The organism is Oculatella sp. FACHB-28 (assembly GCF_014696015.1).
Lineage (GTDB): Bacteria > Cyanobacteriota > Cyanobacteriia > Elainellales > Elainellaceae > JAAUTN01.
Window position 1 is genome coordinate 1 of record NZ_JACJPJ010000028.1, and the last position, 10,340, is coordinate 10,340.

Annotated in this window: 12 protein-coding genes; 2 read left to right on the top strand and 10 right to left on the bottom strand. The window is 49.6% G+C overall.

Features of this window, described 5'->3' with window-relative positions; all coding sequences use genetic code 11:
• Positions 1 to 223: 223 nt before the first annotated feature.
• Positions 224 to 1,105: an AraC family transcriptional regulator gene (locus tag H6F88_RS01685; RefSeq protein WP_190641017.1), complete on the bottom strand. Its 882-nt coding sequence runs from the start codon at positions 1,103 to 1,105 to the stop codon at positions 224 to 226.
• A 128-nt stretch (positions 1,106 to 1,233) separates the two neighbouring features.
• Between H6F88_RS01685 and H6F88_RS01690 the strand changes: the two genes are divergently transcribed.
• Positions 1,234 to 2,397 carry a S41 family peptidase gene (locus H6F88_RS01690; RefSeq protein ID WP_190641018.1) on the top strand — a complete coding sequence of 388 codons (1,164 nt, stop codon included), beginning with the start codon at positions 1,234 to 1,236 and terminating at the stop codon, positions 2,395 to 2,397.
• Positions 2,398 to 2,423: 26 nt separating this feature from the next.
• Here the strand turns inward: H6F88_RS01690 and H6F88_RS01695 are convergent, their stop codons facing one another.
• The 4 genes from H6F88_RS01695 to H6F88_RS01710 all read right to left on the bottom strand — a co-directional run bounded on the left by H6F88_RS01695 (position 2,424) and on the right by H6F88_RS01710 (position 6,454).
• On the bottom strand, positions 2,424 to 3,023 hold the full coding sequence (locus H6F88_RS01695) for a (2Fe-2S) ferredoxin domain-containing protein (protein WP_190641019.1): 600 nt from the start codon (positions 3,021 to 3,023) through the stop codon (positions 2,424 to 2,426).
• A gap of 77 nt (positions 3,024 to 3,100) precedes the next feature.
• Positions 3,101 to 3,343, bottom strand: coding sequence for an Asr1405/Asl0597 family protein (locus H6F88_RS01700; RefSeq protein ID WP_190641020.1), 243 nt, complete (start codon positions 3,341 to 3,343; stop codon positions 3,101 to 3,103).
• Positions 3,344 to 3,695: 352 nt separating this feature from the next.
• Complete coding sequence (locus H6F88_RS01705; RefSeq protein WP_199318600.1) at positions 3,696 to 4,172, bottom strand: hypothetical protein; 477 nt, start codon at positions 4,170 to 4,172, stop codon at positions 3,696 to 3,698.
• A gap of 176 nt (positions 4,173 to 4,348) precedes the next feature.
• On the bottom strand, positions 4,349 to 6,454 hold the full coding sequence (locus H6F88_RS01710) for a TIGR00300 family protein (RefSeq protein WP_190641021.1): 2,106 nt from the start codon (positions 6,452 to 6,454) through the stop codon (positions 4,349 to 4,351).
• Positions 6,455 to 6,852: 398 nt separating this feature from the next.
• Between H6F88_RS01710 and H6F88_RS01715 the strand changes: the two genes are divergently transcribed.
• A complete protein-coding gene (locus H6F88_RS01715) occupies positions 6,853 to 7,038 on the top strand; it encodes a hypothetical protein (RefSeq protein WP_190641022.1) in 186 nt (61 codons plus the stop codon).
• On the opposite strand, the gene H6F88_RS01720 is transcribed toward H6F88_RS01715, so the two are convergent.
• The 5 genes from H6F88_RS01720 to H6F88_RS33815 all read right to left on the bottom strand — a co-directional run bounded on the left by H6F88_RS01720 (position 7,035) and on the right by H6F88_RS33815 (position 10,180).
• A complete protein-coding gene (locus tag H6F88_RS01720; protein WP_190641023.1) occupies positions 7,035 to 7,616 on the bottom strand; it encodes a thioredoxin family protein in 582 nt (193 codons plus the stop codon). The genes H6F88_RS01715 and H6F88_RS01720 overlap by 4 nt on opposite strands.
• 22 nt (positions 7,617 to 7,638) lie before the next feature.
• Positions 7,639 to 8,727 carry a chorismate synthase gene (gene aroC, locus H6F88_RS01725; protein ID WP_190641024.1) on the bottom strand — a complete coding sequence of 363 codons (1,089 nt, stop codon included), beginning with the start codon at positions 8,725 to 8,727 and terminating at the stop codon, positions 7,639 to 7,641.
• Between the two features lie 66 nt (positions 8,728 to 8,793).
• Entirely contained in the window at positions 8,794 to 9,192 is a 399-nt protein-coding gene (locus H6F88_RS01730; protein WP_190641025.1) for a polymer-forming cytoskeletal protein, read from the bottom strand.
• Positions 9,193 to 9,223: 31 nt separating this feature from the next.
• A complete protein-coding gene (locus H6F88_RS01735; protein ID WP_190641026.1) occupies positions 9,224 to 10,057 on the bottom strand; it encodes a M23 family metallopeptidase in 834 nt (277 codons plus the stop codon).
• Positions 10,058 to 10,180, bottom strand: coding sequence for a hypothetical protein (locus H6F88_RS33815; protein WP_277882133.1), 123 nt, complete (start codon positions 10,178 to 10,180; stop codon positions 10,058 to 10,060). It abuts the gene before it with no gap.
• Positions 10,181 to 10,340 lie beyond the last annotated feature (160 nt).

Here is a 10,340-nt window from a genome sequence, read left to right on the forward strand (position 1 = left end):
GCACCGTCAGGCTGAGGTCTAATCTACGTACAGGCTTGGTTATCCCTAGGGCGAATCAGAGTACTTCACTCCTGACAGGGTCTATCAGCAGTCTCGCTGATGCTGGCGCTTACGTACAAGGGGCGAAGCATTCGGTCACAATCTCTGCAACTGAAGCACAATTCTTTTGCCGAATGCTTCGCCCCTACACCAAATAGTGCTTCTTCCCAAAGCGGATTCTGTATTATTTCTGTTCTCGGTATGTCTTGGGTGTCACTCCCGTATGCTTGCGAAACTGCTGGGTAAAGTGACTTTGGCTGTTAAACCCACACTGAAGTGCGATGTCTGTGATTAAGTCGTTACTTTGCTTCAAAAGCTTCTTTGCCCGTTCAATTCTTTGCTCTACAACATACTGCCAAGGTGCAATTCCTAGCGATTGCTTGAAGCAACTCGCAAAGTAACATTGGCTGAGATTTGCCGCCTGAGCAAGATCTGCTAACTGAATGTCCTGTACAAGATGAGCATTAATATATTCCAGGACTCTGTTTAGCCTAAACTTACTTAACCCTTCTTCGGGCGATCGCAGCGCTAGAGGACGCGAAGCGTAATTTCTGAGCAGGTGAATTGCCAGCAAATTTGTCAGGGAATCTAGATAGAGTTGGTTTCCCCATTTAGTCTGCTGTATTTCGGTTTGAATGAACTGAAAGATAGATTGAAGTTGGCGATCGCGTATCTTAAACCCGCTGAGCAGTTCAAGTCGTTCAGGGTGAGGGCAACCAATTTCTAACGCCATCTGCTGCAAAAAGTCTGGATCGATGCTCAGCGCTAGAACTTCATCGATCATTTCACAAGCACCAAAGAAAGACGTACAAGCCGGAATCAGCAACAAGTCACCTTGGCCTAGAGAATCGTCATATTCCTGCCCACCCATGCGAAAAACTTGACGGTCTACATGACCTAATTCAAAAACCAGTAAGTGCTGAGTAAGTCCTCCTGAGATTTCACATTCTCCAGAGGGCTGGATTTGATGTTCTAGAAGTAATTGACCCGCTTGGAGAGCTTGACTGGATATTACCTGCTCCGGTTTGATTGCGTCTTTCGGGTGAATAGCTCGGCTAGAAGACATCGACTAATCAAAAGATATTAATAAGTTTCCATCGAAATTTGAAAGACGGCAGGCTAGCAACTTATCGATAATGGATTCCTCTAGCCAAGCTAGCGACGAATGAGCGCAACCCTGCCAGCATAAAGCTTATGTCAAAGATCGAATATCTCAAAAGAGGCTTTCTTCTAGCCACGTTATTGGGCTTTTTAGGCTGTCAACCGACTAACACGGATCGAGTGAGTCAGCAGCTAAGTGAGGACACTAGCAGTGTTAACCAGACAGAGGACGAAGTTTCGCTAGATTGGTTCACCTCTTCAGCCTTAGAAGATACAGATATCATTTCTTCCCCGGAAGCAAAGCTATTCATTGAGGACGTTTACCAAACCCTCGATCGCGAAATCTTTGATCCCGCATTCAAGAAGGCAGAACGCGAGCAGCATTTGAGCGAACTGTTAGCCGAAGCTGAAGCCAAACCAAAGTGGACTAGAGCAGAACTGGCTGCACGGATTAGCGAACAGCTTAACCGACTGGCAGTTTCACACGTACGACTGTTAGATCCGACCGAAGGAGAACGGTTGTTTCGCATCTTCGAGCAAAAACCTTTACCGGATGCTGCTACCCCCGAGCCAAGCGTTTCAGCCGAGATGAGGGGCAAAATTGGAATTCTGCGAGTCAAAAGTTTTATCGTTCCCCTGATTACCAAGGCTCAGCTTGACCAGGCAAAAGCTCAACTTGCTCAAGCCAAAGTGATTCTAATTGACGTGCGTGGAAATGAAGGAGGCTACGGATCGAGCGTTAGCTATGCAGTTGAAGACATTGTTGGTGCTGACAAAGTGCTTTGGTGGGACAGAACCCGTGAAGGGTTACAGATGGAGGAACCTTATGTCTTTCGAGGCTACTTTGACGACGCGGACAATGTGGAAGCAGAAGCAGATATTGCTCTCGGAGAAGAACACCCTTACGTTGAGTGGCGCACTCGGCTAGAAGCTCAGCAAGATCCAAGACCGCACTTTGTTCTAATCGACGACCGCTGTGGTTCAGCCTGTGACTTGTTTGCAGGGGTCGTCAAAGATCACGGTTCTGCCGGAATATTAGGAGTTCGCACAATGGGCGCACTACTGGGAGGTGACGCTTTTAGGTTGAGATGGGAAGGCTTTGCGTTGATTGCTCCTACGGTTCAAGTCATCTCACCTAAAGGGCTGACAATTGAGGGGGTAGGAGTTCCACCAGACGTTGAGATTCCTGAATGCGCGAATGGCGGCAGTCAGTGCCTTGAGAGGGCTATTCAGATGATTCAAGCAGGTGCAGTGTAGAAATTTTTGATGCTAAGGCAATGCTTTTAGTCTGCGATCGCCGCAAAATGCTTATCCACCAAATCTGGAATATCTTGCGGACGAATCCGAGAATAGCGAGTTTTGTCAGGCATGACGATATTTGGGCCAGCTTTACATTGCTTCATGCAGCCCGTACCTTTGATGGTGACCTGATCTGCTAGGTCGCGATCGCTCAACGCTTGCTCTAGCGCTTGAGAAACCGCCCGACCACCCCGCTTACAGCAGTCTGACTTTTGACAAACCAGAATACAGGGATTTTTAGAGCTTGCAGTTGCAGATGGAGCAGGCGTTAAGGACTGAGAAACTGGAGCAGCAGATTGAACGGGGGGAATGGCGATCGCAGCCTGACTGGGAGCCACAGGAACGACCTGATAAGCTTTGAGCTTAACGGTTCCCTCTTTGTAGTCCAGCTTCTGAATTCCAATCACACGGATCCATTCACCTGGAGTTAGCGTTTTCGGTAGAGAAAATCGGATTTCTTTTGCCAGCTTGATCGGATATTCGCCCGTTGCTGTAGCTAGCCTGATTGCTTTTGGCTTGTAACCATCTTTAAGAATTAAGCCTAAAAATCGTCCTTCTACCTGAAAATCTGCTGTTCTGCTCATAATTAACCTGATCTAACTCTTCGTGTGGGGCAAAGCAAGACATTGCTCAAACGCTGGATTCTCTTGTAGCCGCCGACTTAGTATTGCCAGCAGCGCTCTAGCTGCCCAATCAGCTGATGGCGAGAAGACGTAACCTGATAAATCACGCTCCAAAGCTGCAAAGCTGCAAGGGGAGTGTCAATTTTGGCTTGAAAGCTACCGTCGCCAAGACAGGTACAGGGAATGTCGAGTTCTTGAAGCCGGGCGTAAACCTGCCAGCGATCGCTTCGGGGAATAGAGACCAATTGTCCAGTTTCGGAATTAGGAGAAGATGAATTCATTGATTCTGATTCAAACTAAATGCAATAGATTCCTAGATAAATTTGCTCACAATAAACGATCAGGCTAAGCTCAATAGCTCTGACAAAGGGTATTAGGGGTCAACACCCTGGTTGAGTCAATACTTTGGTAATAAACGACTTCAGAAGTTTATGGATACTTTTCGGAAGTGCCTTGAGGGCAGTACGGACAAGGCTTGTCTCGTCCTTATCGGAACCAATCGAACTAATAATCATTTCTGATTGGAAGTATGAGAGACTCTAATGAAGTTTTCCTAAAGCTATTTATTGAGAATAATATGCAACTACTGTTAACAAGATATGGCAAAAACTGACCTTTTGCAAACTTTTTGCATTAAAGCCGGATGTTGTCGCTCTTGTTATCCTTACGGAATCGGCTATTTTGAGGAAGTTGGCAATTCAGGAATTCAAGCAGATCAGCGACGGTATAGGGGTCAAAGTCCTCCAGGTGATCGCTGAGGTCAGCGCCAAAACAGTGCCAAAAGTCTTCGCACAGCCTGTTTTCCCAATCAAACCAGCAAACTTCTGTCCAGTGCAAATCAGCTTCCAGGCGATCGCTTGGAAGCACTCTAGCAATTCTCAGTCCAGAATATTTTTCTAAATAGCTGTAGGCAAAAGCCGCAACGGACGGAGCGATGCCGATGGGCTGATAGTAAGAGTTAAACCACTTATTCAAATTCGGAGCAGGACGACTGCGCAACATTCGGTTGACCTGTCGCCGCTGCTTAAAGTCAGGACTGAGTACATCGTAGGTTTGGAGACTGAGAAACGCATTCTTGAGCCTTTGCCAGATTGTCTTGAAGATGCTCAACGCTCTGCCTCTTATCGAGTTTCCTCCAGTGTGCCCAACCCATCCCTAATTCTCAAATTCATTAACCTTTGTGTAAATGTGACTCCACTGCACTCACATTTACACAAAGGTTTTACAAACTGCGTGAAGGCACCGTAGCTGGTGCGCCAGTACCTTCACGCTAAATCACCTCAACATCATGCAGCCTGATAAGGACTTGTCAGCTTGCTCAACTGCTGTACCAGCAGACTCAGGAATAAGCCTACATCTGTTACCACACCAACAGACTCGACGGAGCCGCGATCGCTCAGCTTTGTCACAACAGCCGGGTTAATGTCTACGCAAACCAGCTTGACTCCGGCAGGGGTCATGTTGCCTACACCGATCGAATGCAGCATGGATGACAGCATCAAGATCAGGTCTGCCCCTTCGATCAGCCGAGCATAATCTGCCTGAGCTTCGAGCAAGTCCATTTTGGTATCGGGTAACGGACCATCATCTCGGATAGAGCCTGCCAGAGAGAAGGGCACGCCTTTACGGACGCATTCGTAGAAGATGCCGTTGGTGAGAATGCCCTGTTCGACCGCCTGAGCAATGCTGCCACAGCGACGGATCGTATTAATCGCCTTAAGGTGATGACGGTGCCCGCCGCGCACAGAAACGCCTCGCTTCATGTCCATGCCTAACGAAGTGCCCATTAGCGACTGCTCAATATCGTGGACGGCGATCGCATTTCCACCCAGCAACGCCTGCACATAGCCCTCTCGAATCAGCCGAGATAAATGCTCCCCGCCGCCGGTATGAATGACCACAGGTCCCGCCGTAACCGCAACTTTGCCGCCCTGATCACGAATCTTACGCAGTTCCCAGGCGATTTGCTCGACCACTAGCTCTACTCGACGTTCGCTCGAAACGCCCGCTCCCATAAAGCTAAACTCTTGGGTAGCCCGCTGATCTCGCGATTCGGGTTTGCGAATTGTGCGAATGCCCTCTACCCCAACCACAACTTGATCTTCAAGCTGGAGATCGCGCAGCAGTTTGCAGCGGGCAACAAAACCTCCGGCAGTGGAAGTGATGGCGATCGCCCCATCCATTCGCTGACCTTCTACCTTGACCCATTCTCCATTCACCCTCACCTCAGTGGGGTAAATCGTGGTGACATAAAAATCATCGGGAGCCACTCCCACCTGCGGCACAGCTTCCAAACGGACATCGCACGCCTCTTGAGGCAGCGTCAAAGCGCCAATGTCGATCAACTGAGACATGATTTTTTCCATCACGTCATGGCTGGGGGCAGACACCTTCACCTCCGCCGAGGAGGTGCTTTGCCGCTGTTCACCCAGGTCAAAATTTAACACCTGGAAACTACCGCCTCCTTCCACAACGAGATCCAGGGCACGGTTAATTAAACCCGAATCGAGCAAATGTCCTTCCAGGCGAATCGTCCGGCTCTCAACCGCAGCGCTAGCATGAACCGCAGGTTCCACTGGCTCCGTCACCCGTAACGTCAAACATTTTGCGGCTCCACCTGCCTTCAGAAATTCGGTCAGGGGCGTTTCAAGCACCTCAAAGCCGACCTTTGCCAGACGATCTTTCAGGGAATCGCTAGCGATGTTCATGACGATCGTGCGATCGATGTTGACCGCGTTGCAGGCGAAATTAACTGCGTCTGCTTCCTCAACGGCAATTCGTTTTGCCTCTGGCACTCGCATCTCAATCAAACGATTTGAGTAGGCATCAAAAGCAGGTGGATAATAGAGCAAATAGCCATCTGTAAGCGGGCAAAAGCAGGTATCAAGATGATAGAAGCGCTCGTCCATCAGCCGCAGCGATACCACTTCAATATCTAGCCACTTTGCCAGGTAAGGATGAGAATCCAACTCCGAGCGGAAGCCATAGCCAGCCCATAGCCAGCGCCCCTCGCGGTCAAGCAAAGCATCTCCAGCACCCTCAAACGGCAAGTCTTTGGGCAACTCGTGAACGGTATATCCCTGTTCCTCAAACCACTGCTTAAAGAATGGCTCTTCGCCCTGACGCTCTTTGTGGAAGAAACGGCTCAGCACGACTGTATCACCCAAAACCAGTCCTGCGTTTGCCGTAAACACCATGTCAGGTACACCAATCTGCGGTTTGACCAGATCGACGGTGGCGTGCTGAGTCAGGACATTGTAAAGCTGCTGCCATTGTTCTAAGGCGCGATCGCGAGAGGACTTGTGAATATTCCCCTCCATCCAGGGGTTGATCACATAGTCCACCTCATAATGATGAGCCGAACACATGAGGAAACGAATTGAGGAAGTCATAGGAAGTTGTAACGATAAAGAGCGGTTGATGCGAAAGCTTTTGGCTCTAAGTCCTGAGCCTGGAAATCTTGGTGAACAGTCAGAGCAAGCACCTCAGGATGGACCGGTGCCTCAACTCTCGTGCCGTTGAAATCAAAGCGAAACTAGCGAAACTAATGTCAAGCGTTAGACTTAACGCTTTATTCTATTACGCTATCCAAAATTGGTTTGGACTAGATGCTGCAGTTCAGGCAATTGTTGCGATTTCATAACCCAGATTATTTCTCACTGCCCCTGTCCTAAAGATTAGAACAGATGTACTATAAACTAGCGACCGATTAGGAAGCAGCGAGGGCAGATTGCCCAATAAAACCAGCCCTCGGTGTAACGGAAATTTACATTCAACCCGTGCTAGCAATATGTTTGAACTCAGTGAATTGAAACAAAATCGGTTCTACCAAAAAGTCCTGGCAGAACGGCAAGCGGAAAATCGTTTACAAGACAAACTAGAAGCAGTTCCAATCATGCTTCAGCACGGCTTTACAGCAGAGGAAACCAGCACAATTCTAGGTCTAACGCTGGAGCAAGTCTTCCAAGCTGCTTAAACGTAATAGCTAGGTGCTTTACCAGGTTTCCATTTAATGTTGCAGCCGATGCTGGGCTTTTGATCAGGATCGATGGGCTGGTTTGTTAACACTGCATCTAGGGCAGCACGTAGATCAAGCCCATCAACAGGCTTACCATTTCCAGGACGGCTGTCATCTAGCTGACCCCGGTAAACCAGGTGGCGATCGCCATCAAACAAGAAAAAATCAGGCGTACAGGCCGCAGTGTAAGCTTTTGCCACCTCCTGGCTTTCGTCATAGCAAACCGGGAAAGTAAAGCCCGACTCTGCGGCCATTGCTTTGAGATGCTTAGGAGAATCATTTGGATAATTCTCCACATCATTAGCGCTAATCGCAACGATGCCAACGTTTTTGTCCTGGTAGTCTTGCCCTAGCTTGCCAAGTTCAGCTTTGACGTGTTTAACAAACGGGCAGTGCTGACAGATAAACATAAACAGCAACGCTTGCTTACCTGCAAACGTTTCCAGTGAAATCGTTTCACCCGACACCACATCTGGCAGTTGAAAAGCGGGGGCTAAAGTGCCCAAGCTCAGCATCGTTGAAGCCGTCATTGCCATCGGTCAGATCCTTGAAACGCTACTACAAAACTCCACACTGCCCCTGTTGGCGCAACAGATGGTCACACAGCACCAGGGCAACCATCGCTTCGACCATCGGCACAGCTCTAGGCAACACACAGGGATCATGCCGCCCTTTTGCCGCCAAAACGGTTTCTTCCCCGTCCGTCGTGACGGTGTGCTGCTCTTTACGAATCGTTGCGGTGGGCTTGAAGGCAACCCGCAAGATAATATTCTCCCCGTTAGAAATGCCGCCCTGAGTACCCCCAGAGCGATTTGTGCGAGTGCGAATCTGCCCGTCTTCGTCGGTGTAAAATTCGTCGTTGTGTTCGCTACCCGTCATCAGGGTTCCGGCAAAGCCCGAACCGATTTCAAACCCTTTGCTAGCAGGCAGAGACATTACGCCTTTTGCTAAATCTGCCTCTAGCTTATCAAATACGGGCATTCCCAACCCTTTAGGAACATTGCGGGCAACACATTCAACGACACCGCCAATCGAGTCGCCTGACCGTCCAATTTGCTCGATCAGATCGATCATTCGTTCAGCACAGTCCTGATCAGGGCAGCGAACGATATTGCTTTCAACCTGCTCCAGCGTCACAGTGTCGGGATCAACGACTCCTTCTAAATCCTTGATCCGATTGACATAGCCTATGATCTCAACACCCGCGACCTGACGCAGAATTTTTTTGGCGATCGCCCCTGCCGCGACTCGCCCAATCGTTTCCCGCGCCGAAGATCGCCCACCGCCCTGCCAATTGCGAATCCCGTACTTTGCGTCATAGGTTGCGTCCGCATGAGACGGACGGTACTTCTGCGCCATTTCGTCGTAGTCCTGAGAACGCGCATCCTTATTGCGAACCAAGATGGCGATCGGCGTTCCCAGCGTTTTGCCCTCAAACACGCCCGATAAGATCTCGCAAGTGTCTAACTCTTTCCGAGGGGTCGTGATCTTGCTTTGACCAGGACGGCGACGATCCAGGTCAACCTGAATCTCCTCAGCAGAAATTTCCAGTCGCGGTGGGCAGCCATCTACCACGACACCCACGCCTCCCCCATGAGATTCCCCAAAGGACGTGACGCGAAACAGTTGACCAAAGGTGTTACCCATAATTTGGGAAAGGACAGTCGAAGAGTATACCGTCCTAACCTATCGAAAAATGAGTCCTGAACGCAATTACTCTTCCTCTCGCCCCACCAACTCAGGGAATTTTTCTGCGCCGACAGGCAATGCTTTGACATCGCTGGTAGCAATGTGCCCCACATAAAATGCGCCAGCCTCAATGTCAAGAGAGCTGGCGGTTACATCCCCTTCAAGTCGAGCAGTGCGGCTCAGCGTCAACCTGCCCTCTGCTACCACGTGGGCTTTAATCACCCCATGTACCACAATGTTATGCGCCCGCAATTCAGGACCTTCAACCAAGCCGGTTGAAGAAATTTCCATGTCGCCCCTGACTTCAACCGTGCCATGAATAATGCCATCCACGCGCAGATTTCCCTCTACATTCAAGTTGCCTTGAAACTCGCTCGTGGCGCTGATGTAGGTCAACGCATTCGCCCGCTTGCGCCTGAACATCGCTCTATCCCCAATGTAAATGTCAATGAGTTTAATCTAAGTAACCCTGGGGGTCTACCACTGTACCATTGCGGTAAACCGAGTAATGTAGATGCGGTCCACTAGAGCGGCCTGTGCTGCCTAAATATCCAACAATTTGGTCATTGTTGACCTGTGCTCCCTGAGACACCTCCAGTTTAGAAAGGTGGGCGTATAGGGTGCGATAACCATACCCATGATTGACGACCACGTGGTAGCCGTACCCTCCAGACCACTCTGCTTTCTCCACTGTTCCAGGCGCAGTGACGTGAACCGGAGAACCGTAAGCACCTGTAAAATCTAATCCCTGATGAAACTCAAAGCTGCGTCGCCCAAACGGGTTTCGGCGCAGCCCAAATGGAGAAGAAATTTCAGTCGTAACTTTCAGAGGAATGCCTGTTGGACGAGCCGCTTCACGGAGCAAGGTATTTTCTAAAGCTGGCTCAATTTCTTGCTTCAAATCAGCGGATAGAGCAGGCAGGCGGCTGTTTGCTGTCTCTAAAAGTTCTTCTGCCTCGACAGGCGTTCCAGTCCCCCCTTGTGGACTGGACTTCGGATCTGCTTCCGTTGGAGCAAACTCAGTACGAGGCAAGCCTGCCCGTTCACGCAAGTTTTTTACTTCTGCATCTAATGCGTTTAGCTGCTGTAGGACATCTGCGGCTTCTTCAGTCAGCATCAAATTGCGTTGGGAGTGGGAATACAGCGTCATGCCTACCCAAGCAATAGGGGTGACGATGGCGATCGCTAGCGGAACAATTACCGCCAACGGATGAAATGAGAAGGTAATGGGCGCTTTGTCGGTGCAGGATATTAGCACAACATAGCGTTTAGGTATACGACGCTTCATTCATTCTTTATCTTTGTCTTTGATCCCCGCAGTGGAGCATGACATACTCCGTCGCGAATGGTCAAGGGCGATCGCCAAAAACGCCGAAAACTGGTGATTTTGAGTGAAAACCAGAGCAATCATTAGTTTCCAGTCATCAGCCAGCCCCAATGCAAAAAGCGCCCCCTTTCGGGAGCGCTTTTGCTTGAGCTGTGACTAGAGTCTAGCCAACAATGCTAGGAGCCTTCACAGAAGCGAGGTCGAGCGGGAAGTTGTGAGCATTGCGCTCGTGCATTACTTCCAT

Bases quoted from the DNA above. Each gene is read 5' to 3' on its own strand.
- H6F88_RS01715 (WP_190641022.1), top strand. From the start codon at position 6,853: ATGTTTGAACTCAGTGAATTGAAACAAAATCGGTTCTACCAAAAAGTC.
- aroC (WP_190641024.1), bottom strand. From the start codon at position 8,727: ATGGGTAACACCTTTGGTCAACTGTTTCGCGTCACGTCCTTTGGGGAA.
- H6F88_RS01690 (WP_190641018.1), top strand. From the start codon at position 1,234: ATGTCAAAGATCGAATATCTCAAAAGAGGCTTTCTTCTAGCCACGTTA.
- H6F88_RS01710 (WP_190641021.1), bottom strand. From the start codon at position 6,454: ATGACTTCCTCAATTCGTTTCCTCATGTGTTCGGCTCATCATTATGAG.
- H6F88_RS01695 (WP_190641019.1), bottom strand. From the start codon at position 3,023: ATGAGCAGAACAGCAGATTTTCAGGTAGAAGGACGATTTTTAGGCTTA.
- H6F88_RS01700 (WP_190641020.1), bottom strand. From the start codon at position 3,343: ATGAATTCATCTTCTCCTAATTCCGAAACTGGACAATTGGTCTCTATT.
- H6F88_RS01735 (WP_190641026.1), bottom strand. From the start codon at position 10,057: ATGAAGCGTCGTATACCTAAACGCTATGTTGTGCTAATATCCTGCACC.
- H6F88_RS01720 (WP_190641023.1), bottom strand. From the start codon at position 7,616: ATGGCAATGACGGCTTCAACGATGCTGAGCTTGGGCACTTTAGCCCCC.
- H6F88_RS01730 (WP_190641025.1), bottom strand. From the start codon at position 9,192: ATGTTCAGGCGCAAGCGGGCGAATGCGTTGACCTACATCAGCGCCACG.
- H6F88_RS33815 (WP_277882133.1), bottom strand. From the start codon at position 10,180: ATGATTGCTCTGGTTTTCACTCAAAATCACCAGTTTTCGGCGTTTTTG.
- H6F88_RS01685 (WP_190641017.1), bottom strand. From the start codon at position 1,105: ATGTCTTCTAGCCGAGCTATTCACCCGAAAGACGCAATCAAACCGGAG.